We start from the raw sequence: 26271 nt of genomic DNA, 5'->3' as shown, positions 1-26271 counted from the left end.
GATTCATAGCTCACAAGCACAAGGAACAACAAGAAAAATGCTCAGACAGGGATTCGATCTCAAACTTGGTCAGACACTCTCAATGACCCCACAATTACAGCAAGCCATCCGCTTGTTGCAATTGTCTTCACTTGAGCTACAGAACGAAATTCAGCAAGCATTAGAGGAAAATCCTTTACTGCAATTAGCAGAAGAGACCGACGACTCACGCCCAGAAATACCCAGCGAACCGGTGTCAAGCGCTGACAACAGCGATAGCATTGCTGAACCTGATGCCTTCCCGGATGCTCCCGAAGATACTGCACAATTTGATCAGGACATTCCTGACGAATTGCATGTGGATGCGGAGTGGGAAGACGTTTATGACACCCGCAGCAGCAACAGTGATGGCAATGGTGATAACACCGGCTTCCTAGAAAATCAAGGTGATACTGCCGATAGTGGTTTGCAAGAACATCTATTATGGCAAATTCGCATGAGCAACCTCACCAGCATCGACAAACAGATTGCTACCGTGATTATCGGCTCACTGGATGAAGCAGGATACTTATGTGACCCGCTGGAAGATATTGTAGACTCACTTAGCCAAGAACTTCTTATCGAACTCGAAGATGTTGAAGTCGTCCTTAAATTTATCCAACAGCTTGACCCGTTAGGTGTAGGGGCACGTGACTTGCGTGAATGCCTGCTAATTCAACTGGCTCACTTACCAGAAAGCCGCATTTTGTTCAAAGCCCGTCAGTTGGTCGAAAAACACCTGGACTTGATGGAACGGCGCGACTATAAAGAAATCAGCAAACGACTAAAAATAGAACACAGCGAGTTAGAAGAAATTCTCATGTTGCTGCGTAGTTTACAACCTCGACCGGGTAGTGCTTATTCAGCATCCAGCGCTGATTACATCGTACCAGATGCCTATGTCCGTAAGATCAAAGGAGAATGGGTGGTTTCACTAAATGCGCAAGTCACGCCAAATCTGCAAGTTAATCAGTACTATGCCGACATGTTAGGGCAAGTGAAAAGTGAACGCGATGCTACTTACTTCAAGTCCAATCTGCAACAAGCCCGCTGGCTGATTCGCAGCGTGGAAAGTCGCAATTCAACCTTGTTAGGTGTTGCCAAAGCAATAGTTGAACGCCAAAGCGCTTTCATGCAATATGGAGAACAGGCGATGAAGCCACTGATTCTCCGGGACATTGCAGAAGAGTTAGAAATGCACGAATCCACCATTTCCCGCGTCACCACCAACAAATACCTATATACCCCACGTGGTATCTTTGAATTCAAATACTTTTTCTCCAGTCAGGTAGACACCGATACCGGGTCTAGCTGCTCCTCAACGGCGATTCGCGCCATGCTCAAAAAACTGATTACTGAGGAAAATCAACATTCCCCCTTAAGTGATAACCAATTGACTACTTTGCTCAATCAGCAGGGTATCAATGTAGCCCGGCGCACCGTCGCCAAGTACCGTGAAGCAATGTCCATTCCGTCATCACATGACCGAAAAACATTGCTTCCGACCTAAGCCATGCCCCCATATACCAAGGGGCATGGTTTCTTCCATGACCTGAACAAGGAGCTTGCATTATGCAATTAGAAATCACTGGTCATCATCTAGAAGTGACAGAATCCATGAATAACTATGTGCGTGAAAAGGCTGAACGCCTGAAACGCCACTTCGACCAGGTAATGAAAATACATTTCATCCTCGAAGTCGAAAAACAACGTCACAAGGCAGAAGCGACCTTCCACGTCAACGGCAATCACTTGTTCGCGGATGCCTACGCCGATGATATGTATGCAGCGATTGATGCTCTGACAGATAAGTTAGACAGACAGATTGTCAAACACAAGGAAAAAGTGAAAGACCATCATCGCCAGGAAGCAGCCCAAATGGTCGCTGCAACAGAAACAATGGACTGATACCTCATGGACATGACTACCCTGCTCTCTGCCGCACGGATTGCCTGCAAACCTGACGTTTCTAGTAAGAAACGTGCTTTTGAGCAACTAGCGGAAATGCTTGCCTTAGGCCAACCTAATTTGGAGGCAGAGGCTATTTTCGATGCCCTCACCAATAGGGAAAAGCTGGGTAGTACCGCGATTGGAAATGGCGTTGCCATTCCCCATGCGTGCATGTCCATTCATCAACCCTGTGGGGCTTTGTTGTTGCTGGAAGATGGCGTTAAAATGGACACACCGGATAAAAAACCGGTGCAATTGTTCATGGCGATCCTCGTACCAGCCAACCAAGCCCCTGATTACTCAGAACTGATCACACAACTGACCAGTACCCTGATACAAAAATCCCTGATTGAGCAAATTTGCTGTTACCAAGACACGCAAACTATGCTGGATCATTTCCTTGAACTTTTCGATCCACCTAGCCACCCGTTTGCGGGTGCACTTGCGGCTTAATCCCATGCACCTAGTCATTATCAGCGGCATGTCGGGTGCAGGCAAAAGCTACGCCTTGCACACACTCGAAGACAACGGTTACTACTGTATCGACAATCTGCCCTCGCAATTACTGGAAGCCTTACTGGGCACACCACAAATTGCCAAGCAGCCCTATCTTGCGGTCGGTATCGACATCCGAGGCGGGCGTGATAGCCTGCTCGATACACCAAGCATTATTAAGCGGGTACGGCAACGTGTTCCCAGCACTCAGGTCGTGTACTTGTACGCTGAACAAGAAATCTTGCGCAAACGTTATAACGAAACCCGCCGCCGCCACCCGCTCACCAGCGAGACCCAAGAGTTAGACAAAGCGATTGCGCTAGAATCCACCTTGTTAGAACCTTTAGCAATTGATGCTGATTTACGCTTGGATACCTCCCATATCGGCGTATACGAATTAGGCCGAATGCTTAAAGCACGCATTTCTCAAACAGAGCAGCAACATTTATCGCTTATGATTCAATCGTTTGGCTTTAAACACAATCCACCAAACGATTCCGACTTTCTATTTGACGTGCGCTGTTTGCCTAATCCTTACTGGGAGCCTGACCTACGTTCACTCACAGGGCGTGATGCGGGTATCATCGAATGGCTAGAGCAGCATGACGATGTACAACGCATGTATACGGATATCCGCGATTTCATGAGTCACTGGCTACCCAGTTTAGATAGTAATTGCCAGCGAGCCTACCTAACTGTGTCAATCGGCTGTACCGGTGGACGCCACCGTTCCGTTTATTTAGCAGAACGTTTGTATCAACATTTTCGCCAGACCATGGGCGAAAACGTGATCCTGCGGCATCGCGAACTCAATTACGTTCGTTAAATACCCCACACCGGAGATAAGCAATGTTACGATTTTTCGGCTTTGCAGAGGGCAAATTAGTCGAGCATAAGCTCGGCGATCAACTCTTGGATTATGCCATTTCCCATACCGGCTGGATTGATGCCCAAGACACGACCGATGAAGAACGCGATCGCCTAGAAGTCCTGCTCCATACAGAGCTGCCTGAATCCGATGATGTCGAGGAAATCGAATCCTCTGCCCGCTATTTCACCGATAGCAGCGGCATTCACGTTCACTCCTTGTTTGTCACTCAAAGCGAAGGCCGCATGGAAACCACCACCGTAGCTTTCATCCTCCAAACTGACCGCTTGATTACAGTGCGGGAACAGGAACTGGCTGATTTTCGTCTACTTAGAATGCGGGCACGGCGCGGTCAAGTAGAGGCACGCAGCCCTCGCCACTTACTACTCACCATGTTTGAGCAAAAAGTGGAAAACCTTGCCGATACGATCGAAGATTTACACCATGAACTCGAAATTATCAGCCATAAAGTGCTTGAAGAAACCGACACGGATTTAGAAAGTGCCATCGACGATCTTGCAGCCTTGGAAGACAGCAACGGCAAAGTGCGCTTGTGCCTGATGGATACGCAACGTTCTATTTCCTTTTTACAACGCCAGTTACGTGACACCCAGGCAGGCCAAGACATTATCCCTGAAGTCATTCGTGATATTGATACCTTGATGTCTCATACCACCTTTCTGTTTGATAAAATCAACTTCCTGATGGGAACCACGCAAGGTTTCATCAATATCGAACAGAATAAAATCATCAAAATGTTTTCGATTGCTGCGGTGGTATTCCTGCCGCCAACGCTAGTTGCCAGCTTGTACGGGATGAACTTCCGCGTCATGCCGGAATTAGACTGGGTATTCGGCTACCCCATGGCGATTGGCTTAATGATTCTGGCAGGGGTTGCACCTTATTGGTTTTTCAAACGCAAAGGGTGGTTTTGAACAATAAAGGCAAGGGCGCACACAGCGGCGCACCCTTGCCATGCATTACTTACCGACACGCTCACGCACGGATTGCGCCAGCAAATGCACCGTCATCGCATAATAGTTACTGCGATTATAACGGGTAATCACGTGAAAATTTTTGTAGCCAATCCAAGGTTCTTTGTAACCATTCGGCACCGTACTCAGTGCTAATAAATGCACCGGCCCTGCCGCCCCGCGACCATATTGAGGCGTTACCCCGATACGGTTCAAATCAGACATGGAATACTTAACCTTAAAACCATCCGGCACACTGGCATATTGGTTGGAAGTGACTTGGGCAGGAACTGCCACTTCACCACCTGGTTGCCAACCGTTTTTAGCAAAGTAATTGGCAATACTGCCAATCGCATCCACCGGATTCCACAAATCACGCACACCATCGCCGTCAAAATCCACCGCAAAAGCGTAGAAGCTGCTCGGCATGAACTGCCCATACCCCATTGCACCGGCAAACGAACCTTTCGGCGCGAGCGGATCCATGCGTTCACTGCGCGTCATCAGCATGTAGTTTTTCAACTCATCAAAAAAGAATTGGCTACGGCGTTGATTCACGATAGCCGAAGTGGTCAGCGCATCAATCACCCGATGCTTACCGAGGATGCGCCCCCAACGGGTTTCAATCCCCATAATCCCCACAATATATTCTGCCGGAACGCCGTATTGCTGTTGCGCACGTTGCAAATGGGCAGAGTGCTCCTGCCAAAACGCAGTGCCACGTTGCACATTGGCAGCCGTCACGAAACGATCACGGTAAGCGTGCCAACCTTTAGGGCTACCCGGATCAGCACTGGAACCTGCCCACAGCCGTGCAACATCATCGCGGTTACGTACTTGAGAAAACACCCCATACAAGTACTGGCGATTAAAACCGTGCGTTTGTACCATATTGTCGATGAATCTCAGCAACTGTGCGTTACCCGCAAAATCACCGCCTAAATTTGCTGCGGTGTAATTGCCAACACCCTTTCCACCATAGCTGACGACTTGTGCCGAATCACCGTTCACTTGGGGTTGTGCTGACTTACTCACTTGCTGAGCAGTACTACTATTTTCAACAGTATCGACTTTTTCAGGTACGGAACTACAGGCTCCCAAACTAAACACTAGTGCAAGTGCTGCACCACGGCTAAAAGAACTTTTTGGCAAATGCATTTAAATCTCCAATGATCATTTAATATTATTAAGCCCCAAAAACTGCTTAATAGTTTAACACGACCAAGATTTTATTTAAACGGCACTATATTGCCCATATCATCGACGGGAACCATATTTCCTGCTTCCTCTGCAAAAGGTGGCACTTGGTTAGCAATCGCATCACTCACTGTTACAGGATCAGGCATACTGATGGAAGGGAATTTCCAACCTCCCGGCATCCGCCCCATGTCATAGGGAGCATTAATCATTTTATCAAACGCATCGCCCGTAAAATCCGTATAAAAGTCAGGCCAGATATAGCGCGTATCGCCCCACGGCTTGGTTTCCTTTTTTTGTGGAACCGGTGGACGTAACGGATAGGGCATCATCCGGGGCGTTGCATACGGGTTATACATCGGTTGCTGCGCATAATACGGATTGTATGCCTGAGCGTAAGGGTTGTAAGCCTGCTGTTGAGCATATGGGTAATAACCATAAGGATAGGCAGGATAACCATAACTGCGGTAGTTATAATTCGTATAATTGCCATTGCTGTAAGGATAAGTTGTCTGTGGCTGCGTCTGTGGTGCTACTTGTGCAGGAAACCTAGGCCCCGGCTGCCCTACACTCGCACTAGGTGGTGATGGCTGCGAGGTGGCCTGCTGAGTATTCGCCCCCTGCTGTGGCGGGAAGGTGAGTGTGTCCGGTGCTGCGGGTTGTGGTACTGCGGTCGGTGGCTCTTGCGCCTGCACCTGACTTGCTGTTAAACAAGTGGCTAAGAGCACGATGCCTTGTAGTGTTTTCATGAGCGTGATACCTGCGAAGATGAATCATGAGAAGAATACCAGACATACCCCATAAAATCGCGACTACACACGAAAAGAAAGGATGTAATATGACTGCCAAACTTGACCCAATTGCCGCCAGCCACGCCCTCCATGCAGAGATGCAGCAGTGGCGTCGTGATATTCACCAACACCCAGAAACGGCTTACGAAGAATTCCGCACCAGCGCACAAATCGCTACCCGCTTGCAAGCATTAGGTATGGAAGTTCACACCGGGATTGGTGAAACAGGCGTGGTAGCAATTTTGCGCGGCGCACATCCCGGCGACAAACACATTGGTTTGCGGGCAGATATGGATGCCCTACCTCTGACCGAACTGAACACGTTTGCTCATGCTTCCTGCCATCACGGTAAAATGCATGGCTGTGGGCATGATGGACACACCACCATGTTACTCGGTGCTGCCACGATTCTGGCGCAAACCCCTGACTTTGCTGGAACGGTTTATTTCATTTTCCAACCCGCAGAAGAAAGCAATGCCGGAGCAAAACGCATGATTGAAGCCGGTTTATTCGAGCGCTTCCCCATCGCTGAAGTCTACGGAATGCACAATTGGCCGGGGATTCCCACAGGGCATTTTGCGGTACATTCACAGGCGGTGATGGCCTCCACCGACAGCTTCGATATTGAGATTCAGGGCAAGGGCGGGCACGCCGCCATGCCGGATACGGTAACAGACCCCGTATTAGTGGCGGGTCATATCATTACGGCTGCCCAAAGCATTGTTTCCCGTAACCTCAAGCCCACCAGTGGCGGTGTTATCAGCATCACGCGCATGATCGGCGGCAGCGCTTACAACGTTATCCCAGAAACGGTGACATTGCATGGCACGATCCGCAGCCTTAACCCGCAGGATCGCAAACGCTTGAAACAACGTCTGCAACAGTTAGTGGAACACACGGCACAAGCCTTGGATGCCAGTGCCAACGTGCGGTTTATGGAAGGCTACCCTGCCACCATCAATCACCCTGCGAATGCCGAAATTTGTTATCAAGTCACCACTGCACTGGTCGGCGAAGCCTGTGTGCAATGGAATCCACCACCGAGCATGGGGGCGGAAGATTTCGCCTACATGCTTCAGCACCGCCCCGGAGCCTACATCTGGATCGGCAACGGCGATGTAACCGAAAGCCGTGCTTTGCACAATCCGTACTACGATTTTAACGACACGATCTTGCCGCTAGGTGCCAGTTACTGGGTGCGACTGGTACAACATATTTGCCATTAAATCACCCATCAATAATTCGCTGTGAAACGGGCTATTTGCCAGTTTCACTGTTGAGCGCATCACGCAATGCTTTAATAATCGGGCGTTTCTTCCCTTCTGGTTGATCTGCACGATAATCATGTCGCATCTGCCAAATCATGATGCCGCCTAAGCCTTTTTCTTTGGAAAATTTTACCTTTTCCTGTGCAGCACGCTCATCGGTATAAGAAATAAAGGCATCATAATCAGAACCCGGATTATTAATACTTAAGTAGGCCGCCTTAGCTTTATCATCCCAACGGTAATAATCGGGCGAATACCCGCATTTGTAAGCAGCAGCCTCTCCGGCTGGTGTGGTCATGCAAGTGTAGTCCGGGTCTAACAACTGTGCCACACTTGCCCGTGGTGTACCGGTATTCCAACTTTTGGGGGCAATACTCCATTCCTGCATGGGTGCAGTCACACCCTCGCCTGTACCTTTTACTTTACCACCTTGCCAAATTCGCACCTCTAAACTGATGCCTAAGCCTAATTTGCTGGGTGACACACCGCCATCCATAAATTGTTGCAACGACCGACTGACCGATACCACTGAGCGGGCAACATAAGCAGGGTATTTCTGCCCCCCATCATGCAATGCCCCGTCATGCCAAATCACCTCATCACTGAGCGAAGATAAGTCATACCCCATCACATTAATCTGATCTACCTTATCCTGAATGCTAGCTAACAAGGTACGTAATTGCCCCGGACTGTCATCGGCAACATTTTCCACCCCAGTCGTTAAGGTCAATAACGGGCGTTCCACCAACATCTTAGGGTTATTGGTTTTGTTAAGTGTTTGTAAAGCTGTATGCAACTCATTCACAAACGTTTGGTACTCAGCTCCGGCTTGTTCGGCGCGAATCGGCTCCAAATCCAGATCCACACCATCGTAGCCTTCCTTCAGCACTTCAAGAATCTGATTAATCAAGGTTTTACGCGTGCTGGCATTTTTAATCACTGGCTCATACACGTCATACCAAGCCAGCACACTCAACACCAACGGCACATGGCGCTGATGGGCTGCCTGAATGGCGGCGGTGCGATTAGCCTCACTCATTTTTTCCGCATTGAAATCCAGCGTTCCATCAGCATTCACGTGTGCCGAAAAATGTGCAGCATGAGTCAGCATCTTCCAGTCATCTTTATCCATGAAGTCAAAACTGCCACTACCACTTTGCTCATAAGCGGGTAAGTAACCCATCACCCACGGTTTAGACGACTTCTCAGCCGAAGCTTGTAGGGAAGATGCCACTATCCACAGCGCCACCGTCAACAACAGCAACGTCCAAGCCTTTGCAACCCTATGCATAATCATTGAAGATTCTCCCATCGCCTAATACATCAAAACCAAGATATTAGTCTATTATTGCAAATCATAGATAAAATGAATAAATATTTTGCAACCATGTAGTCACACCAGCAGTTTATTTGAACACCTAAAAAAATAATGGCATCCTACTGAACTACTCTGGACATCATCACTCTAAAGAATCACCAGAGTTTGGCAAATAAACGTGGCAACTGCCCAAAAACATGACTTTTACTAAGGAGCTATACATGAAAAGCATTACTTACTCATTGGGGACAATTGCATTGGTGGCAGTATTGACTGCTTGTGGAACAGCACCAATGCCAATGAACAATGCGCAAACAGGCGCAATGGCAGGTGCGGTACTCGGCGGAGTTGCCGGTAATCAATTTGGTCAAGGCGAAGGTAAAACAGCCGCCACTATCGTTGGCACAATGGTAGGCAGTGCAGTTGGTAGTCAAGTTGGTGCTCAGCAAGACCGTTACTATCAACAACCTCAGCCAGCACCGTATTATAACCGGGGCTACTAAGCCTCGTTCCGACTTGCAACCTGAAACCTAGGTTGCAAGTCTTCCCTCTCTCAACAAGGAGTGTCCCAATGAAAACGTTGATCAATCGCTCTCTCGTCGCTAGTGCATTAGTAACATCCATCCTATTAACAGGATGTGTCGGCACTGCTCCTATCAACAATGCGCAAACCGGTTCTATGGTGGGTGCTGTACTAGGTGGAGTGGCTGGTAATCAATTCGGTAATGGTGATGGCAAAACAGCGATGACTATCCTTGGCACCATGGTAGGCAGTTACATTGGCAGTCAGTGGGGAGCGCAACTGGATGCACGTGACCAGCAATACTTAGGGCAATCCATTTACAGTGGACGTCCTGCCACATGGCAAAATCCGAACACTGGCTATCAATATAACGTTAACCCCGGTCAGGTTTATCGTGCTAATGTCAACAACCAAAGCACCATCTGCCGCCCTGTTACCATTGTGGGCACAATTGATGGCAGAAACCAAAATATTCAGACCCAAGCCTGTCAAGACAGCCGTGGTCAGTGGCAACTATCACGCTAACCGCGTGTTAGCATCTTAATTCCCTTAACCCGTACCCTCTTTCACAGGGTGCGGGTTTCTGTATTACAATCCATACCCAACACTGACAACAAGAGCAACGTATGGATATAGTCTATGTACGCGACCTGAAAATAGATGCTCACATCGGCATTTATGAATGGGAGAAGCGCATTCTGCAAAAAATTCGCATTGATCTGGAAATGGGCTGGGATAACCGTATTCCTGCTGCCAGCGACAACATCAAAGACACCCTAAACTATAAAACGGCAGCTAAACGCGTGGTGCAATTAGTCGAAGATTCCCATTACGACCTAGTAGAGCGCTTAGCGGAAGCCATCGCGGATACCCTGATGCGCGAGTTCTCTATTCCCTGGATTCAAGTAACCGTAGGGAAACCCGGCGCAGTGCGTGGTTCCAGCGAAGTAGGTGTTAAAATTGAACGCGGTGACCGTCAATGGCAAATGTCTACGTAAGCATTGGCAGTAATATCGAGCGCGAGCTTAACGTCTGCGCCTGTATGCAGCGTTTACAGCAAGATTTTGGTGAAGTACAGTTTTCTACTGTTTACGAAACCCCGGCAGTTGGTTTTGAAAGCGAGCCTTTTTTCAATTTAGCGGCTGGTTTCACTACAACACTAACGCCTAATGAAGTGAAACACTACTTGCATGCCTTAGAAAGTACCCACGGGCGTGTGCGCAACGACGCAAAATTCAGTGCACGCACCTTAGATGTCGACTTGCTTCTCTACGATGATCTGAACCTGCAACCCAGCGTTAACTTACCGCACAAGGATATTCTGACTTATCCTTTCGTGCTGTTTCCACTGGCAGAAATTGCCCCTGGTGTATTGCACCCTGAACTGAAGCGCACCTTGGCAGACCTTGCACAAACCTCCTCATTATCTGCTGAAGCGCTGCGCGTCGTAGCATTGGATTGCCCCCCACTTACACTGCAAACCGGGCTTTTAACTGCTGAATGAAATGGTCTAAACGACTGTCTGGCTCTCCCTTCATCCGCGCCTTGATGCGCCCAAACGGTGTGCGGGTTTCCAGCATTTCGGTAAATGTGATGCGGGTTCCACCCGGAACTGCACTCAAACGGGCATGAAATGTCCCCTTGCCGCTGCCTTGATTCCGATCAACCAGCAACTCTTTTAAAGGAATTTCTTTGAGTTTACGTAAGACGACTGAACCTTGCCCTGCTGACTGCTCAACCCAGCGCAGCCCCTCATCATCATCCAACATTTGCATACTCGTCAGCTCAGTACGCCATTGGGCTTGTTGAGAAAAGTCAGCTAACGCATTCCACACGTCATCAATAGATGCCTTGATCAACTCAACCCGCGTAACCTGCTGATAAGGCGACATCAACAACCCCACCACCACAGGTATCAACAACAGCAGGATACCCAAGCTTATGACAATCCACATGATACTGTTTTCCATTGCCTTTTCCACAAACGCAAAAACCCGGCAATGCCGGGCTTTGGTAAAGAATCGCAAGTCATCAATTACTTGATCTTGGCTTCCTTAAACATGACATGCTTACGCACAACCGGATCATACTTACTGAACTCTAATTTGTCCGGCGTAGTACGCTTATTCTTGGTTGTAGTGTAGAAAAATCCAGTTCCTGCGGAAGAAACCAGCTTGATTTTATCACGACCGCCTTTCTTAGCCATTCGCTGTTACCTCCAGTAAATTAAACTTTTTCGCCACGAGCGCGAATGTCGGCAAGAATGGTATCAATACCGTGCTTGTCGATAATACGCATCCCTTTAGTAGAAACGCGCAGACGCACCCAACGCCCTTCGCTTTCCACCCAGAACCGTTTCGCGTGCAGGTTAGGCAGGAAACGACGTTTGGTTTTATTGTTAGCGTGCGACACATTGTTGCCGGTGATCGGACGCTTACCTGTTACTTGGCATACACGAGACATCTGGATACTCCAAATCTGCGATTCTTGAACTCTAAAGGCGCGTGAGGATACCAGAACCCCCCCCGGCAAGCAACCCAAGCAACTGTTTTTTTATAACAACACGGCTTGTACCGGCTCTGCCAACCCTAACGGTAAATCAACCAAACCTGAGATGCGTTGCTGAAGCTGATGGTGAAACATCTGCGCTAATGCTGGTGCGAGGTTATTATCCGGGGTGTGTAGAAAAATACGCGGACACTTGCCTTCCCCTAGCCAACGCGCTGTTTGCGCTACCCAACGATCCAACCACGCATGGTTAGCCTCAAGCACCGGGTGTCCAATATAACGTAACACCGGCTGTTGCGCGGTTGTATCCAACTGCACCGGCAAGCGTGGCTTACGGCTTTGCGCTTCACGAGTAGCTACATCCAGCGCTGGGGCAGCATGTAAAGGGCGACTCTCAAAAATCACCCGATCTACCCCCAAAGATTCCAACACACCATTATAAGTCGTGCGGGCTACTTTATCGGTGAAAAAAGCAGGATGTCGCACTTCCACCGCATAACGGTAATCACCGGGCAAACTTCGTAAGAATGTCTCCAGCATTGACAATGAATCAGGCGCAAATGTAGCAGGTAATTGCACCATTAACCCACTCAAGCGCTGCCCTAACGGCTGCATCCGCTGCAAAAACTCTTGTGTCTCTTTCGCCACATGCAGCAGTTGATGTTGATGTGTAATAGTCCGTGGAAACTTGAAGCTAAAACGAAAGCTCTCTGGCGTTGCCGCTAACCAACGCTGCACCATCTCCACAGAGGGCACAGAATAAAATGTGGTATTACCTTCCACTGCATTAAATACCTGAGCGTATTGTGCAAGAAAGGTTGCCGGTTTTACATCAGCACGAAACAACGAACCTTTCCAATGCGCATTCGCCCACAATGGCAAACCCAGATAATAAGGCAGTGCTTGCACAACTCGCTCCTAACACTTAACTATCAAAACCTTAACACAAAATTTCAATAGGTTACAACAAAGGTGCAAGCAAACGGGCAATACTCTCAGCCAAACGTTGGCTTTTACTCAACTTATGGCGCTGTGCTTCAGTCACTTCTTGGGTATTCGCACAAACAGCAAGGAAATCTTGCTCCAGTTTCGTCGCGATTTCAGTGCCATAAAAAAAGATGTTGCCTTCAAAATTCAGACGAAAACTGCGCTGATCCATATTGGCAGAACCCAGCGTGGCAAAATTACCATCAATCATCACCGCTTTCGCATGAGGCATGGCTCGGTACATTTCAAACACCCGCACGCCTGCTGCCAACAAATCATCAATAAAGGAACGTCCCGCATACAATACCAAGGGATGATCCGATTTACCGGGCAATAGCAAACGCACATCTACCCCGCGCAAGGCCGCCGTTTGCAAAGCCATCAAAATCGGGCGATCCGGCACAAAATAGGGGGTTTCAATCCAAATACGTTCGTTTGCCAGATTCATTGCCGCAAACAATACGGTGTGAATAGCCTGCCAACGCTCATCCGCAGGGCCACTCGCAAGGAACTGAGCGCGAATCGTGCCTGCATCAGGAATCACCGGAAAATATACCTCGCTTACCAGATCCTCACCGGCCGCGTGATACCAATCCTGACAAAACGCCTCCTGTAAGGTATACACCACCGGCCCTTGAATACGGGCGTGCAAATCTTGCCAAGGTTCGCCCCTGCCCGCGTACACATCGCCCACGTTCATCCCGCCAGTAAACGCGATGCTGCCATCAATAATGACAATTTTACGGTGATTACGGTTATTCAGATTGAGTTGGCGACTCAGCACATTCACTTTCAGAAAACGCTCGACCTGCCCTCCCGCCAGCAGCAAAGGCTTAAAAAATCTCGCTTTAGCTTGGCGCGAACCCACATCATCAACCAGCAACCGTACCGTCACACCACGCTGTGCCGCACTCACCAAGGCATCCCGCAAACGCTCCCCGGTATAGTCGGGTTCCCAGATGTAGTAAATAAGGTGAATATGCTGCTTAGCCGCAGCAAAGGCTTGCTCCAGCGTATCGAATAAATGCTCACCTTCACGCATAATCTCGACCGCATTCCCCCCTAGCGGGCCGATTTCATCCAATTTATTGACTAATGTGAGTAAAGACGGAGAAATCCCACTAATGCACTGCTCACCATTCAGACTAATTTGCACCTGTTGCAACGCATTAGCAAACTTCTCTTCTACCCGACGGCGTTTACGACGGCGCAAATGCAAGCGTGTTGTGCCAAATAGCCAAAAACTTAGCAGACCAAGGAAAGGCACAAACACAATCACCAACACCCACGCTAAGGTTGCCCCCGATTCGCGGCGTTGTTGCACCACGGTTGGCAACAACACCGCCACGATAAAAATATCCAGCAGCAATAATCCCGTGTTGAACCAACTAGTCAAATAAGCAGTCACAGGTATTCCTTAGTGATGACATCATCCGGGAGTATTTTTATCCACCCAGCGTACTGAACCATCCGTTAAGGTTTCACGCTTCCAGAAAGGTGCGGTGTGTTTCAGGGTTTCCATCAAGTGGCGGCAAGCGTCGAATGCCTCAGCCCGGTGGGCAGACCAAACAGCGACCAATACAATGGGCTGAGCGGGCGCAATTTCCCCGACGCGATGCACCACCAGTGCTGCATCCAGCGACCATTCCTGCACCGAAGCCGCCACCAGCGTTTCTAACTGGCGCTCGGTCATACCGGGATAATGTTCTAAATACATGCCGGTAACATCATCACCTTCATTGAAATCCCGCATCGTACCGACGAAAACAGCCGTCGCCCCGGAACGGGCATCCAGTGGATGCTGGCTTTGCCATTCAGCAAGGTATTGCCAAGGATCAAACGGTGCTTCCCGTACTTCGACGTATTGCATCCTCAACCTCCGGTAACCGGGGGGAAAAAAGCCACTTCATCACCCGGTTGTACCAGGCTACTGGCATTAGCGTAGGTTTGGTTGATGGACATCAGCACATTTCCCGGTAGATGAGATTCGCCGCTGCTGCGTTGCCACACCTCTTGTAAGGTCAACGGCATATCACTTTCCAACAACCGCTGGCTTTGCCCGATACGCTCACGCAGACTGGCAAAAAATAGTACTTTAATAGGCATTTATGATGACTCCGCTTCCAGTTAGGCATTAAGTTTAATGGCTTTAGCGGTTTGTAGTAAGCGATAGTTCTTAAGTATGTAGGGTAGGCGGCGGATTCTCTGCGTTGTCCATATCTTGCCGCTCATATTCTGCGATGACTTGCGCCCCAAACAGCAGAATAATGGCGGCAACCTCCAGAAACAGCAGTGCAATCACGGCGGTGGTCAGTGAACCGTAAATAATATTGACCATCGACAGGGTAGAAAAATACCACACCAACAGGTGGCGCGTGATTTCCCATAAAATCGCGACACAAAAACTGCCCGCCAGTGCATGGCGAAAGCAAATATTGCCCACTGGCATCACCATGTAGAAGGAAGCCAGCAGTAGCGTCAAACCGATAATACCGAACCCGTACAAAATACTGCCGGTGAAACGGTCGAGTTCCAGCGTCCAGAACAGGAGGGTTACAACTTCACCGTGCAGCAAATCCAGCGCACCGCTAACAATAGTAATGAGCAGGATGCCAATGCCCAACACCAGAATATAGGCATACGGGATAATGGCTGACACCAGAAAATGGCGGCGGTGGATATTAACCCGGTGAAAAAAAATCACCGACATAGCATTTTCTAGCACAGTAAACGCCATGGAACTGAAAAAGATCAAAATCACCAACCCGATCCAACCCACGGCTTGCCGGTTTTGCAGGAATAGTTCCATTTGGTAGGTAATGAGCTTCGCCTGTGTGCCAAATATTGGGCTGAGGTTGCTTTCGACAATGTTCAGCAATTGCTGTTCGTTGATCAGGTGAGACAGAGCCACAATCAGCAGGGTGAACAACGGAATAATGGATAACAGGGTGTAGTAAGCAATTGCACCCGCCAGCAGGATGCCCTGATTGGCACGGAAACTAATCAGCGCCCGTTTCAAAAATGAAAGGGCGCGTCTGACTGGTGACATTAATGGAGGTTCTCCTGCGATAGATATGCCGTTAATGCTACTATTGTTCTCATCAAATACACAGTGACAGTACCCACCATCATGATGAATCTACTTGCAGCCATTGGCTTTGTTCTCGTTCTATTTGGCATCACCACACTGATCATTGGTGGCATCCGCTACTTCTTCCCCTTCGTGGAAGACTACATTCCCGAAGAGTTCAAAAAACCACTTACCATCCAATTCTCAGCGTATTACCTGCTCGCGGGATTATTATTGCTGCTGATTCAACCCACCTAAACCGATAGTTTTTCTTCTATCTCCAATAGCGCCACGACGACAGGCTGTAATTGCTGTTTTTCTTCCTGAAACTCACTCAGCATCGTGCGTAAAAAGTCCAAATGTTCCCGCACAAAACGTAATTGCCGGGGTGCTACCCCACGCCCAACCGCTTGCACATAATCGGCTATCACTTTCTGTACTTGAGTGGTTTCATTCAGCCGTGCGCCAATAATGTAATGCAGCAAGCTGTATTCGGCTCGCGTAATCCCCGAACAAAACGAAACTGCGCCACGGTCGCTTGATTCAGCACATTGCCGTGCCTGATCCATCCAATGCTTCAACTCTTGCCGATCCAACTGCTTCACATGCCCGCGCAAGTAGCGCACCACTTTGCACGTCAACCAATTGATCAGCGGATACCCTGCCACGGCATGAGTTTCCTGCAAGGCAAACTCATGCGCTCGTTGGTAAGCTTGCTCCATTTCACGTAGCGCATCCGCACGTTCCCCTCCTGTCGTCATTAATGCCTTGCGCTTCCAGAACTTGCCGACCTCTTCAAAACGTTGCAGGCTGTTGCCCAAACCATCCAGCAACTGGAGTGTTTTGAAACTAGCGTCCATCAACGCAGCGGGTGAGCTTGCCAAACGTGCATCCGGTGCTTCCACCTTGCCTTGCGCCCATGCCAAGGCCCAGGCAGTTTGCAAGCTCACTTTGTCTTCCAGCAAAATCACCGGGTAATCGGCTTGTGGCGAATCCAACGCCGCTTGGTACGCATCCAACGCCGGAGCAAACAAATCCAGCTTGCCATAAGCCCTTCCCAATGCATACAGGATGTCGGCATGAGACAACCATTCTGCCGGAATCGCCCGATGCAATTGCTGCAAACGTTCCTGCAACCACGCAATATCGCTGGTCTGGGCAGTATCCGCTGCATGGATCAGGTTTTGCAACTCAGCAACCACCTCCACTTCTGCCACGAAACGCCAGCTATCGACCGTCTTATCGCTACCGCTGGTATCGGGCTGACGGCTTAACAGTTTGTAATCAGGATCACCGTAACATTGGTAAGCCCCCCAAGTATTACTCTGCGGGTATTGCTGCCAGGTTTCACGCCGAGCCATCAACGTCGCCATGCCAAACGTATACCCTTGCAACAGCGCGTTGTAGCACTGTTCAGCAAACACTTTTGCCGCATTGTCATTGATAGCCCACCCTGCGGCGATGACCGCTCTCACCCCCATACGGATCAACTCTTGCGCCAAACTCGCCGCCAATTTGCTGCGGTCGCTGCTGACGGCGGTTTGCACCTCAGCACTCATGAAATCCATTTGAGCCAAATGGCAGCAATTGATGAATGCTAATTCCGGTACTTTGCGCATTTGCCCAATTTCAACTGGTGTCAGGAAAATTCCATCTCCTAACACCATCCCGCTAACCTCCACGGAACTGTCAGGGTGTGGGCGATAGCGGTACACCCCGTGCCCTGCCAGATGCAATACCCGGTAATCCCCCGTGTGCAAGGCTTTCAAAATCGCTTGTGAATCGGTACCGATTTCGCGGGTCACTTTGCTGAAACCACCTGCTTCGAGCAAATTAGCCACCGTTTCAGCCTCTTGCTTCGCCGCTGGCAACCGTACAAATTCACCGTTAACCGGCGGATCACCAATCACCAGCGCCGAACGATCCACGGGATTCACCACCCGCTGGCGGTATTGTCCCACCTGCAACTGACGCACCAAGCCAAACCGCACGGAAAGCGGCTGTGATTCATGATCAAAACGGTTGTACAATAATTCCCACGGATAAGCTGACGCGGCGCTATCCAACACCATCACCAGATTTTCGGCATTCGGTGCTTGCTCCTTCATCGCCGCCGGTAACAACAATTCAAATAAGATTTTGCCCGTATCCGGGTCATCCGCGTTGGCGGTAATCGCTTTCTCAATAAATTGATCCACTAACTTACGTTGTGTGGCTTGCAACACCAGCTCGGCGCGTGCCTTGTCAGTCAGTGCCGTGTATTTCAGGCCATCAGTGCTGGCCTCGACCTGAATCCGCCGCCACCAACCCGGCGGATCGTTATACATCACCCGACGACGTTTACCCGGCAAACATTGCATTAAACGCTTGACGTTGAAATCGTTGCGAAACTCCGGCAGCAACACCAAATCTTGCACCAATCGTGCCGCCTCCACCGCACGGTCTTCATACAGCTCGATAAACTCGATCACTTGCAAACGCAAACGCAAACCACGTTCGCTCTTATCCAATGCCTGATTGGCATGAGTAATGCCGCGCAATATTGCCGTAATCGCATCCGCCAAGGTGATGCTCCCCCCGCCAACCGTACCGATCAGCAAGGTTGCCACATGGACTGGCACTGATTCCGCCTCGGCCTGTGCAGTGCTTAAGGGCGTGCGCTCTAATTCTTCCCGGATTTTCAGGGAATAGGCCATCATCGCCCGTGTGAAACTGGCGGTTAACTCCCCTGCGGTTAACTTGCCGACCTCACCCAAACCCACGATGACCGCGCCCCCCGGCTTGTGTCCAGGATTCAGGAAAACGTGTGACGTACCCAATTCCCCCGGATACAAGCCCATGCGGTGCAATTCACTGAGTCGCCCATGTAAGCGCTTATCCAGCAAGGCTTCCGCGCTGATAATCGAATCCCCTTCGTAATGCCCGACCACAACCGGATGCGCCACTTGTTCCAGATTGCCATGCACCACACGCACTTCCACGGGCTGGCGCATTTCCTCCTGCGTCATGCGCGTATGGTAGCCCAAGGCGGCTGCCAACAATTCCTGTTCATCCGGGAATAATTCGCTGCGAATCGTCGGCAGCCATTGCCCCACCGCCTTACCAATCGCAGGCGGCTGGGTTTCCAATTGGCGCGACAAACCATCATCCAGCAAATATTGCAAGGTTTGGAAATACTCACTGTGGCTGGCCATACGCCCATGTTCCACTGGCAGATACCAGGTTGGCAATTTGGCGGGCAGTTCTGCCCACAGCGTCACACCATCCCCTGCCCCACTGGCATGAAACCGCCAATTACCGTTGTATTCTTGCACATCGTCCGGGGTCAGGCTCGCTTTGCCATACAGGTAAATAATACGTTGGGTATCCAGCTCCACCGCACGTAAATGTTCACGCACCCGCCGCGCATCCGCCAGTAAGTTGCGGGCAGGCCATGCATGAAACGCCTCGCCTAATAAGGTTTGCCAACGGTCTTCGTGCAAATAAGCGGCAGGCAGCAATTCCAGCACACCGGGGTAACGCGCAAACTGCTGTGCCAGCAAGTGGCCTTCACGCTCATCCATGCGCCCGTCCAGCAAATTCAACAAGCTCAGCAAACGGTGTTGCCCTAACAGAATTTGCACCGCTGCATACGTTCCCTGCAACGGCGTACCCAACATCACCACCCTGCAATCCGCTTCTTCGCGCAGCCGTTGCCACACGTTAGGCGACTCACTCATCAGCGCCAAAGCCACCAAACCGCCACTGGAATGTGCCAGCAAACGCAACACCAACTTGCTATTGCTGGCTTTAGCCTTATCCAATTCTTGCTCTAGTGCATCCCCCAAACGTCGCCCAGCTTCAGCGAAGGAGCGTCGCCAGTCGTAGTCAAATTCCACGAGCGTGTGACTGGCTTCCAGCATCGTCAGCAAGGGGCGATAAGGTGCATCCAACACCCCATTCGGCTGCACTCCGGCACTGTCCATTTGCAGGCGGGAAAAATCGCCCCAACCCAACGCCGACATATCCAACCACACCGGCGTACCGTTAGCCTGTAGACTCGACCCCATAAAACCGGGCAGAAAATACACCGTGCTGCGCTTGGCTTTTTGCGCACTACGGTTAGCACGCGCTACCGAACGTGTGACCGGCGTTTCCGTCAACAACGGGCGTAAGCGCAAATCGCTATCCGGGTGTTGCAACGCGCTAATCAAACGTTCGCGTACTTCGCCCTTACGAAAGTAATTAAAGTGGCTGCTATCATCGCCCTGATCCAGATAAAAACGCATCCCACGCAAGCGCCGCGCTCCGCCGTACATCCCGGCGGTATTCACCACAAAATCGTTTTCCTCACCGAAAAAGCGTTGCGTCACCCATTCCTTAAAATGCCCCAATACCGTTGAGGCACGCATATCCCCCGAAATCACCGTAATGTCAGAATCGAGCTGCACATCGGGGCGATTCAGCAAACGTACCAAGGGGGAAGTCGGCATCATCGCCTCTAAGCCCGGCAACTCTTGCGGGTTGGTACGCTTGCGAGCAGTCGCCATCAACACCATGCGCACAAACTCTGCCAACATCTGAAACCGGGGTGCAGGAATAAAACTCAACACATTAAAAATGACCGACAGGTTATCTTCGAGACGTTCCGAAGCCAACACCGTACCACGTCCCGGACAAGCAACCCGTGCAAAGCGTTCTACTCTGATTTGTTTGTCATTGAGCAAGGCCGCTATTTCCTGCAAGCCTTGCATATCTTGTATGCGGGCATGGTGTTCAAAGGGCTGGAGTTCTGCACGCGCAAACACCTCTTCACTATCCAAAAACTTATCGCCGGAATCACGGGTTTTGCGTTTCAATACCCCTTGGCACAGCAATTCACCCACCAAACCACCCCGTGAATGGCTAATCAGGTGTAAGCGTGTATGCGGCGGTAACAAGCGTAATACTTGCAGCGCATTTTGTACGGGGCTGACGGTGAGCGTGTGATGTTCCAACGCCAATACTTGCTGACCATAAGGCGCAAACAAGCGTTGCAACCATGCTGCCGCGTTGTAACCTTGACGGGATTCCCACAACTCCCCGAAACTGCCATCGGTACTGGAAAACGTGCCATGCAAAAACAGCAAGACGGGCTTGCTGGTGTCGATGTCTCCGGCTTGCGTGATTAATTCCAGCTCCAACTTGTCGGTACTGGCACAACGGTACACACCGGGTTGAGGAATTTTGCGGGTTTCCAGCTTATCGACTAACAGCTCAGACAGGGCATCGCTCATGTCACTGACCGGATCAACTTTGAGCAAGCGCAGAAACTTTAATACCAGACCGACAGCCCCACGCTGATTACTCACCTCAAAACTGCCAGGCGTGAGCATGAACTCGCTCGTAGCGGAGCGACTCGCCTCTTGGGTGGCTTGCGCTCGTAAATCCCCCGCTCGAACCCAGCGTTTGAAACCGCCTTCAAATTCCAGTTCGACTAAGGTGTCGGGGTCAATGTCTTTCAACTCGACGCTTTTACCGCCACTGCGTAAGGCTTCCAGTGTAACTTCTTGCTGGCAAGTAACCGTCAGAATATCGGCATAAGCATTGCTGGTTTTGTGTGGAAAGTCTTGCCCGGTTAACTTGCCACTGATCTTGATGGATTTCATGCGTCCCCCCGCATTATTTTTCGACTGACTATTGTGTAGTACAAAAACAGGGGTTCTACCATGGTGCAGTATACGGTTAGCACAAAAATACCGCGACTACTTAGTTCACCGTGGCATCATTTTCCTAACAAATGTTCGTATCGCTGATCAGTCAAGGTTTTCATAAACGCTACCAGCGCATCGACCTCTTTATCTTTCAGCGCAGGAACTTGGAATTCTTCAGCGTTTAATGCCAGATTTTTATCAACCTCAGGCACATCCCACGGCTTGCCTGTCTCTGGGTTGAGCTGGCGTTCACTGTTATTAAATTTGTCATAAAACAGCACCACAGTACGCAAATCATTGAATACACCGTTATGCATGTAGGGGGCTGTCACCGCCACATTACGCAGTGTAGACACCTTGAATTTGCCGTCATGTTGCGGCTCCGTCACCTCAGGGTTTTCCAGCAACCCATGATCGACAAAATCTTTCGGTTTACCATTCGCAGCACGGACGGCAACATTGGTCGGTACACCCAAATTGTGGTATTGGTAATTGCTGAAGGTTTCGCCATCGCTACCAGGAAAAGTTTTAAGCTGATGGCAGCGATTACAATTGGTGAATTGATTGGAAAAAAACAGTGACTCCCCTAAAGACTCCTGATCCGTCAGTTCGACTTTGCCCTTTAAATAACGATCATATTTAGAATCAAATGGCGCAAACACATCGGTTTTTTCAAACTCTCCCAAACTCTCAGTCATCGCCGCATACGCCGTTTCCGGCTTCTCAAAAATGCTCTCGCCAAAAAGCTGCTTAAACGCGGTGACATACTCAGCATTTTCCTTGATTCGCTCCACCACGCTGATTTTATCGGGCATTCCCATTTCGACCGGATTAATCGGGGGGCCGCCTGCTTGCCCTGCTAAATTTTTTTCACGCCCATCCAGAAATTGCCCACCGATATGTTCGCCTTTTTTGTTCTGGTGAAAATCCGGGCTGAATTTAGCGTAAGCTGCCGTCGGTGCATTCCTATCGCCTAAAGATTTACCATCAGCGCCCAAGGAAACGGCTTGCTCAACCTGAGTGGCGCGGTTATCCACGAAACCGTGGGCTGGATTATGGCAGGAGGAGCAGGATTGGGTACGGTTTTGCGACAAATTGACATCGGCAAACAGCTTTTCACCGAGTAACGCTTTTGTCATAGCAGGCGCGGTGGATGTATTCTCGGCAAGCGCGACGTTGCTACTAGCAAGCAATAACACGTAAAGCAATACGGCTTTCATAAATGTGGATGACTCAACAGCATAAAGCCGACAATATAAATAGGAACAGTTATTATTACAACGCTTAAGATGGCAGCGAAGCCAGCAATTCTTCCAACACCTGCACATCGACTGGCTTGGGCATGTGCAAATCAAACCCAGCCGCTTCAGCCTTCCGCTTGTCATCCTCTTGGCCATAGCCGGTCATCGCCACGATTAGCGTATCGCTCAGCCCGCCATTGCGCATTGCACGACACGCCTGATAGCCATCCATCCCCGGAAGACCAATATCCAGCAACACCACCGCAGGCCGTTCCCGCAAAGCGACTTCGACTGCTTGCTTGCCATCGTGGGCGACCAGCACCTCGTGACCAAAAATCGTGAGCAACATGACCATACTGTCTGCCACGTCGGGGTTGTCGTCCACCAGTAGGATGCGTTGGGTACGGGACGGTGCGAGCGAATTGGCTAATATATCCGTCGCTTGGAGCGCCGCTTCTTCAGACAAACAGGGCAAGCGGATAATAAACTCACTGCCTTTGCCCAGCCCCTCACTGTGCGCCTCAACCTGACCACCGTGCATATCGACCAGACTTTTGACCAGCGACAAACCGATACCCAAACCACCATCGGAACGGTCGAGGTTGCGGTCTACCTGATAGAACAGGTCAAACAAGCTCTTCAATGCTACCGGGTCGATGCCACGCCCATTGTCACGCACCCGAATCACCGCTTCATGACCGACCTGTGCCACTGCCACCGTAATTGAGCCACCGGCATCAGTGTATTTCGCAGCATTATTCAACACATTACTGACCACCTGCGCCAGACGGGTAAAATCACCCTCAACCCGAAGTGTTGAGACCGGCAATTCCACTTGCAGTTGGTGCTGCCGCGTTTCAATGTGCGGCTGGCTGGTTTCAACGGCTTGACGGATGACGGCTGCCACCTCCACCGTTTCTTTCTGGAGTACAATCTTGCCACGCGAGACCCGCGATATATCCAGCAAATCATCCACTAAGCGAATGAGTTGCTTCACCTGACGTTCAATCATCGCGGTAGCACGGTGCAAAGTCGGCTCCTGCGCCCCCTGCAAATGGATCACATGCACGGCATTACAGATGGATGCCAACGGATTGCGTAATTCGTGTGCCAACATCGCCAGAAAAGCATCCTTTTGGTGATTCGCCTCCTGCAAAGCCAGCTCTGCCAGCTTGCGCCCGGTAATGTCTTGGGTAATGCCGAAAGCGCCTTGCAGCCCTCCGGCTTTATCGAATTCCAGATAAGCTTTCTCCCGCACCCATTTCACCTGCTTATTGACCACAATTCGGTGTTCAATAGCATATGGCGTGCCATTCAGAGCTGCCTGCCACTGCGTATTCACAAACTCGCGATCGTCAGGGTGAACGATTCCGAGAAAAGTTTCATAGGTTAAGGGCGTCTCTTTCGGTACGCCAAAGATGCGGTAGTTCTCATCAGACCAAGACAGCACATTTCGACCAACATCCAGCCGCCAACTGCCAAGCTGCCCGACGGCCTGCGCCCGGTTCAAGTCCTCACGGCTTTGGTGCAAGGCTTTTCGAGCCAGCATCCGCTCGGTAACTTCTTCCGCTGCGGTCAGAATACCGCCTACTTGCCCATCAGCCGTGAACCACGGGCGCACTTCCCATTTTAGCCACTGCGTTGTGCCATCCAACCGTTCAAAGGGGTCTTCGTCGGCATTCAAGGTTTCCCCCGCCAGTCCCCGGCGATGCAACGCCTTCCAACGTTCGGGAATCTCTGGGAACACCTCATAATGCGAACGTCCGATAATCACCAGCTCATCCGGCAGACCAAAATCCTGCTTCCAGCGATTGCTGGCGGCTAGATAACACATTTCATGGTCAAACATGGCAATGCTGGCGGGCGCATGTTCGATGAATAGCCGTAAGCGGGCTTCGCTCTCGCGCATCGCGGTATCAACGAGTTTGCGTTCGGTGACGTCCAGATTTGTGCCCACCACCCATTCGATTTGCCCGCTCGCATCGGTACGCACAGTTTCCACCGCTTGGATACAGCGATATTCCCCCGTATTGGGCTGCCGAATACGGAATTCGCGGGAACTCTGCCCACCTTGTGAAGCGGTTTCTTTTAAGATGGCTTCTTGTTGGGGCAAATCTTCTGGGAATACACAATGGCTCCAGTCGCTATACGCCAGAATGCCGTCCGGCGTTGGGGTAATGCCATAAATCCGAAACATTTGCGGATCCCAGCGGATCTGGTTAGTGCTGACATGCCATTCCCAAATCCCCACACCCGTCGCTTCGGTCGCCAGCCGCATCCGTTGCTCGGCGGCACGCAGCACATCAAGTTCTTCGGCGCGGATAATGCGCAAATTATCCTCAACCTGCGCCAGCCGCGTTCGCAACTCGTTACTTTCATTGATTAGCAATTGTTTGGCAGACAATACGGCAGGTAATTTTTCATGCATAACAACGACTCCATTCTGCGCAAGCCTGTTTTAGGCTCACGTTAAGAATAGTCGGTTTCACCCCCCCGAACCAGTTATTCAAACCTGCCAGCAATAATGAAATGCGAGAACCATCTGTCTTACTACGCCACCTGCCCCATGAGAAATGCCCCCCATGATGAATCATGAGAGGCTGTAATAAAGCGTTCTAAGGAAAATTAGCCGCCGAGTTGCTCTTCAGCCGTGACGGTCAGCATGACTTCGCTGTTGTAGATGCCGGACTGATCAGACGCATCCGCAATACCTTTGGAAAACAAGCTGATGGTCGCTTTGCCTGTCTTGTCGCCAGTCATAACGCGCCCCATGGTTCCGTAAGGGGAAGTTGCGTCGGAGGTGTCCGCTACCAGCGCCTTGGCTTCACCTACGGCTGCTTCACCTTTCCCCCAAGTGTTACTGTTCTGTACAGACTCATAGTCAGATAAGGCAACACCGAAGCTAGTGTCCAGTACGTCATAGTTTTTATCGACCAAGTTGCCGTTGGCATCCACGTCCTGCTTAATAAACTGTGGGTATTTCAAGTCAGCACCAGCGTCATCCTTGGATGTGCCGCTGAAGGAATATTTAAAAGCATTGTTGCTGTTAACAGTCCAAGCAACATTAATCGCTTCACCCGCTGCGGCGGTGGCTGGGTCAGCCGGGCTGTCCACGCTAATGGTCTGATCAACTTCAACTGACTGCTTGATAGTGTCGCTTTCAGCGGCAAAGCCAGTAGCAGAAACAGCGAACAGCGCGATAGTCAGAGCGATTTGTTGGAATTTCATGATGTAGTCTCCTTGTAGATTAATTTTAATATTGGTTTCTATTGTTGAGCAGACTGTGTTTGCTGCTCTTGTTGGGGATATTGCAGGCACTGTGCCAACTGAACCAGTAATTTTATTTATATTAAAATCAATTACTTAATTATTTTATTAATCGTAAGCGAGC

26 protein-coding genes are annotated in these 26271 nt (G+C 50.2%); 11 read left to right on the top strand and 15 right to left on the bottom strand.

Annotated elements, in window-relative coordinates:
* Positions 1 to 82: 82 nt before the first annotated feature.
* The 5 genes from BLV87_RS12755 to corA all read left to right on the top strand — a co-directional run bounded on the left by BLV87_RS12755 (position 83) and on the right by corA (position 4266).
* On the top strand, positions 83 to 1528 hold the full coding sequence (locus tag BLV87_RS12755; protein WP_245707024.1) for an RNA polymerase factor sigma-54: 1446 nt from the start codon (positions 83 to 85) through the stop codon (positions 1526 to 1528).
* A gap of 62 nt (positions 1529 to 1590) precedes the next feature.
* A complete protein-coding gene (gene hpf, locus BLV87_RS12750; protein ID WP_093069255.1) occupies positions 1591 to 1926 on the top strand; it encodes a ribosome hibernation-promoting factor, HPF/YfiA family in 336 nt (111 codons plus the stop codon).
* A 6-nt stretch (positions 1927 to 1932) separates the two neighbouring features.
* Positions 1933 to 2421, top strand: coding sequence for a PTS sugar transporter subunit IIA (locus BLV87_RS12745; RefSeq protein ID WP_093069253.1), 489 nt, complete (start codon positions 1933 to 1935; stop codon positions 2419 to 2421).
* Positions 2369 to 3289 (top strand): RNase adapter RapZ, encoded by a 921-nt coding sequence (gene rapZ / locus BLV87_RS12740; RefSeq protein WP_245707022.1) that lies wholly within the window; start codon positions 2369 to 2371, stop codon positions 3287 to 3289. Before BLV87_RS12745 ends, rapZ begins: the two co-directional genes overlap by 53 nt.
* A gap of 23 nt (positions 3290 to 3312) precedes the next feature.
* Positions 3313 to 4266 carry a magnesium/cobalt transporter CorA gene (gene corA, locus BLV87_RS12735; protein ID WP_093069250.1) on the top strand — a complete coding sequence of 318 codons (954 nt, stop codon included), beginning with the start codon at positions 3313 to 3315 and terminating at the stop codon, positions 4264 to 4266.
* Between the two features lie 45 nt (positions 4267 to 4311).
* Here the strand turns inward: corA and mltB are convergent, their stop codons facing one another.
* Both mltB and BLV87_RS12725 read right to left on the bottom strand, forming a co-directional pair.
* Positions 4312 to 5463 carry a lytic murein transglycosylase B gene (gene mltB / locus BLV87_RS12730; RefSeq protein WP_093069249.1) on the bottom strand — a complete coding sequence of 384 codons (1152 nt, stop codon included), beginning with the start codon at positions 5461 to 5463 and terminating at the stop codon, positions 4312 to 4314.
* Between the two features lie 71 nt (positions 5464 to 5534).
* Positions 5535 to 6251 carry a hypothetical protein gene (locus BLV87_RS12725; RefSeq protein ID WP_093069241.1) on the bottom strand — a complete coding sequence of 239 codons (717 nt, stop codon included), beginning with the start codon at positions 6249 to 6251 and terminating at the stop codon, positions 5535 to 5537.
* Positions 6252 to 6340: 89 nt separating this feature from the next.
* On the opposite strand from BLV87_RS12725, the gene BLV87_RS12720 reads away from it, so the two are divergent.
* The gene (locus tag BLV87_RS12720; RefSeq protein ID WP_093069239.1) at positions 6341 to 7519 is read left to right on the top strand and encodes a M20 aminoacylase family protein; all 1179 of its coding nucleotides are present in this window, start codon (positions 6341 to 6343) and stop codon (positions 7517 to 7519) included.
* Positions 7520 to 7550: 31 nt separating this feature from the next.
* Here the strand turns inward: BLV87_RS12720 and BLV87_RS12715 are convergent, their stop codons facing one another.
* Positions 7551 to 8858 carry a glycoside hydrolase family 18 protein gene (locus tag BLV87_RS12715; RefSeq protein ID WP_175517933.1) on the bottom strand — a complete coding sequence of 436 codons (1308 nt, stop codon included), beginning with the start codon at positions 8856 to 8858 and terminating at the stop codon, positions 7551 to 7553.
* 242 nt (positions 8859 to 9100) lie between these two features.
* Here BLV87_RS12715 and BLV87_RS12710 point away from each other — a divergent pair, with 242 nt between their 5' ends.
* From BLV87_RS12710 to folK, 4 genes are all read left to right on the top strand, one after another.
* Positions 9101 to 9382 carry a glycine zipper 2TM domain-containing protein gene (locus tag BLV87_RS12710; protein ID WP_093069232.1) on the top strand — a complete coding sequence of 94 codons (282 nt, stop codon included), beginning with the start codon at positions 9101 to 9103 and terminating at the stop codon, positions 9380 to 9382.
* Positions 9383 to 9450: 68 nt separating this feature from the next.
* A complete protein-coding gene (locus BLV87_RS12705; protein WP_093069230.1) occupies positions 9451 to 9927 on the top strand; it encodes a glycine zipper 2TM domain-containing protein in 477 nt (158 codons plus the stop codon).
* A 101-nt stretch (positions 9928 to 10028) separates the two neighbouring features.
* Positions 10029 to 10400, top strand: a complete 372-nt coding sequence (gene folB, locus BLV87_RS12700) for a dihydroneopterin aldolase (protein ID WP_093069224.1) — start codon at positions 10029 to 10031, stop codon at positions 10398 to 10400.
* Complete coding sequence (gene folK / locus BLV87_RS12695) at positions 10382 to 10906, top strand: 2-amino-4-hydroxy-6-hydroxymethyldihydropteridine diphosphokinase (protein ID WP_093069218.1); 525 nt, start codon at positions 10382 to 10384, stop codon at positions 10904 to 10906. The genes folB and folK overlap by 19 nt, the downstream gene beginning before the upstream one ends.
* Here folK and BLV87_RS12690 read toward each other — a convergent pair.
* The 8 genes from BLV87_RS12690 to BLV87_RS12655 form a co-directional block, all read right to left on the bottom strand.
* A complete protein-coding gene (locus BLV87_RS12690) occupies positions 10872 to 11372 on the bottom strand; it encodes an SRPBCC family protein (protein ID WP_093069217.1) in 501 nt (166 codons plus the stop codon). The two genes, folK and BLV87_RS12690, sit on opposite strands and share 35 nt — an antisense overlap.
* 65 nt (positions 11373 to 11437) lie before the next feature.
* On the bottom strand, positions 11438 to 11608 hold the full coding sequence (rpmG, locus tag BLV87_RS12685) for a 50S ribosomal protein L33 (protein WP_028487722.1): 171 nt from the start codon (positions 11606 to 11608) through the stop codon (positions 11438 to 11440).
* Positions 11609 to 11628: 20 nt separating this feature from the next.
* A complete protein-coding gene (gene rpmB / locus BLV87_RS12680) occupies positions 11629 to 11865 on the bottom strand; it encodes a 50S ribosomal protein L28 (RefSeq protein WP_093069216.1) in 237 nt (78 codons plus the stop codon).
* A gap of 90 nt (positions 11866 to 11955) precedes the next feature.
* On the bottom strand, positions 11956 to 12819 hold the full coding sequence (locus BLV87_RS12675; protein WP_093069213.1) for a DUF72 domain-containing protein: 864 nt from the start codon (positions 12817 to 12819) through the stop codon (positions 11956 to 11958).
* A 52-nt stretch (positions 12820 to 12871) separates the two neighbouring features.
* Positions 12872 to 14305, bottom strand: a complete 1434-nt coding sequence (gene cls / locus BLV87_RS12670) for a cardiolipin synthase (protein ID WP_093069212.1) — start codon at positions 14303 to 14305, stop codon at positions 12872 to 12874.
* Positions 14306 to 14326: 21 nt separating this feature from the next.
* Positions 14327 to 14767, bottom strand: coding sequence for a molybdenum cofactor biosynthesis protein MoaE (locus tag BLV87_RS12665; protein WP_093069211.1), 441 nt, complete (start codon positions 14765 to 14767; stop codon positions 14327 to 14329).
* 2 nt (positions 14768 to 14769) lie between these two features.
* On the bottom strand, positions 14770 to 15003 hold the full coding sequence (locus BLV87_RS12660; RefSeq protein WP_093069210.1) for a MoaD/ThiS family protein: 234 nt from the start codon (positions 15001 to 15003) through the stop codon (positions 14770 to 14772).
* A gap of 70 nt (positions 15004 to 15073) precedes the next feature.
* Complete coding sequence (locus BLV87_RS12655) at positions 15074 to 15946, bottom strand: YihY/virulence factor BrkB family protein (protein ID WP_093069209.1); 873 nt, start codon at positions 15944 to 15946, stop codon at positions 15074 to 15076.
* An 81-nt stretch (positions 15947 to 16027) separates the two neighbouring features.
* On the opposite strand from BLV87_RS12655, the gene BLV87_RS12650 reads away from it, so the two are divergent.
* Entirely contained in the window at positions 16028 to 16225 is a 198-nt protein-coding gene (locus tag BLV87_RS12650) for a hypothetical protein (RefSeq protein ID WP_245707021.1), read from the top strand.
* Here BLV87_RS12650 and BLV87_RS12645 read toward each other — a convergent pair.
* From BLV87_RS12645 to BLV87_RS12630, 4 genes are all read right to left on the bottom strand, one after another.
* Positions 16222 to 21594: a DUF7379 domain-containing protein gene (locus BLV87_RS12645; RefSeq protein ID WP_093069208.1), complete on the bottom strand. Its 5373-nt coding sequence runs from the start codon at positions 21592 to 21594 to the stop codon at positions 16222 to 16224. The genes BLV87_RS12650 and BLV87_RS12645 overlap by 4 nt on opposite strands.
* Before the next feature lie 116 nt (positions 21595 to 21710).
* Positions 21711 to 22859: a cytochrome-c peroxidase gene (locus BLV87_RS12640; protein ID WP_093069203.1), complete on the bottom strand. Its 1149-nt coding sequence runs from the start codon at positions 22857 to 22859 to the stop codon at positions 21711 to 21713.
* A gap of 64 nt (positions 22860 to 22923) precedes the next feature.
* Complete coding sequence (locus BLV87_RS12635; protein WP_093069202.1) at positions 22924 to 25308, bottom strand: hybrid sensor histidine kinase/response regulator; 2385 nt, start codon at positions 25306 to 25308, stop codon at positions 22924 to 22926.
* A gap of 197 nt (positions 25309 to 25505) precedes the next feature.
* Positions 25506 to 26108 carry a hypothetical protein gene (locus BLV87_RS12630; RefSeq protein WP_093069200.1) on the bottom strand — a complete coding sequence of 201 codons (603 nt, stop codon included), beginning with the start codon at positions 26106 to 26108 and terminating at the stop codon, positions 25506 to 25508.
* Positions 26109 to 26271 lie beyond the last annotated feature (163 nt).

It is taken from the genome of Thiothrix caldifontis (genome assembly GCF_900107695.1).
In the GTDB taxonomy this organism is placed as follows: Bacteria; Pseudomonadota; Gammaproteobacteria; order Thiotrichales; family Thiotrichaceae; genus Thiothrix; species Thiothrix caldifontis.
The sequence above is the reverse complement of the archived record's forward strand: the minus strand, read 5'-3'. Positions and strand labels throughout refer to the sequence as shown.

Excerpts from the sequence above, each read along its gene's own strand:
- BLV87_RS12630 (WP_093069200.1), bottom strand. The coding sequence starts at position 26,108 with ATGAAATTCCAACAAATCGCTCTGACTATCGCGCTGTTCGCTGTTTCT.
- BLV87_RS12690 (WP_093069217.1), bottom strand. The coding sequence starts at position 11,372 with ATGGAAAACAGTATCATGTGGATTGTCATAAGCTTGGGTATCCTGCTG.
- rpmG (WP_028487722.1), bottom strand. The coding sequence starts at position 11,608 with ATGGCTAAGAAAGGCGGTCGTGATAAAATCAAGCTGGTTTCTTCCGCA.
- folK (WP_093069218.1), top strand. The coding sequence starts at position 10,382 with ATGGCAAATGTCTACGTAAGCATTGGCAGTAATATCGAGCGCGAGCTT.
- BLV87_RS12745 (WP_093069253.1), top strand. The coding sequence starts at position 1,933 with ATGGACATGACTACCCTGCTCTCTGCCGCACGGATTGCCTGCAAACCT.
- BLV87_RS12645 (WP_093069208.1), bottom strand. The coding sequence starts at position 21,594 with ATGAAATCCATCAAGATCAGTGGCAAGTTAACCGGGCAAGACTTTCCA.
- BLV87_RS12650 (WP_245707021.1), top strand. The coding sequence starts at position 16,028 with ATGATGAATCTACTTGCAGCCATTGGCTTTGTTCTCGTTCTATTTGGC.
- rpmB (WP_093069216.1), bottom strand. The coding sequence starts at position 11,865 with ATGTCTCGTGTATGCCAAGTAACAGGTAAGCGTCCGATCACCGGCAAC.
- BLV87_RS12725 (WP_093069241.1), bottom strand. The coding sequence starts at position 6,251 with ATGAAAACACTACAAGGCATCGTGCTCTTAGCCACTTGTTTAACAGCA.
- BLV87_RS12640 (WP_093069203.1), bottom strand. The coding sequence starts at position 22,859 with ATGAAAGCCGTATTGCTTTACGTGTTATTGCTTGCTAGTAGCAACGTC.
- mltB (WP_093069249.1), bottom strand. The coding sequence starts at position 5,463 with ATGCATTTGCCAAAAAGTTCTTTTAGCCGTGGTGCAGCACTTGCACTA.
- BLV87_RS12655 (WP_093069209.1), bottom strand. The coding sequence starts at position 15,946 with ATGTCACCAGTCAGACGCGCCCTTTCATTTTTGAAACGGGCGCTGATT.
- BLV87_RS12660 (WP_093069210.1), bottom strand. The coding sequence starts at position 15,003 with ATGCCTATTAAAGTACTATTTTTTGCCAGTCTGCGTGAGCGTATCGGG.
- BLV87_RS12665 (WP_093069211.1), bottom strand. The coding sequence starts at position 14,767 with ATGCAATACGTCGAAGTACGGGAAGCACCGTTTGATCCTTGGCAATAC.
- BLV87_RS12705 (WP_093069230.1), top strand. The coding sequence starts at position 9,451 with ATGAAAACGTTGATCAATCGCTCTCTCGTCGCTAGTGCATTAGTAACA.
- BLV87_RS12720 (WP_093069239.1), top strand. The coding sequence starts at position 6,341 with ATGACTGCCAAACTTGACCCAATTGCCGCCAGCCACGCCCTCCATGCA.
- hpf (WP_093069255.1), top strand. The coding sequence starts at position 1,591 with ATGCAATTAGAAATCACTGGTCATCATCTAGAAGTGACAGAATCCATG.
- BLV87_RS12715 (WP_175517933.1), bottom strand. The coding sequence starts at position 8,858 with ATGATTATGCATAGGGTTGCAAAGGCTTGGACGTTGCTGTTGTTGACG.
- BLV87_RS12710 (WP_093069232.1), top strand. The coding sequence starts at position 9,101 with ATGAAAAGCATTACTTACTCATTGGGGACAATTGCATTGGTGGCAGTA.
- corA (WP_093069250.1), top strand. The coding sequence starts at position 3,313 with ATGTTACGATTTTTCGGCTTTGCAGAGGGCAAATTAGTCGAGCATAAG.
- BLV87_RS12635 (WP_093069202.1), bottom strand. The coding sequence starts at position 25,308 with ATGCATGAAAAATTACCTGCCGTATTGTCTGCCAAACAATTGCTAATC.
- BLV87_RS12755 (WP_245707024.1), top strand. The coding sequence starts at position 83 with ATGACCCCACAATTACAGCAAGCCATCCGCTTGTTGCAATTGTCTTCA.
- folB (WP_093069224.1), top strand. The coding sequence starts at position 10,029 with ATGGATATAGTCTATGTACGCGACCTGAAAATAGATGCTCACATCGGC.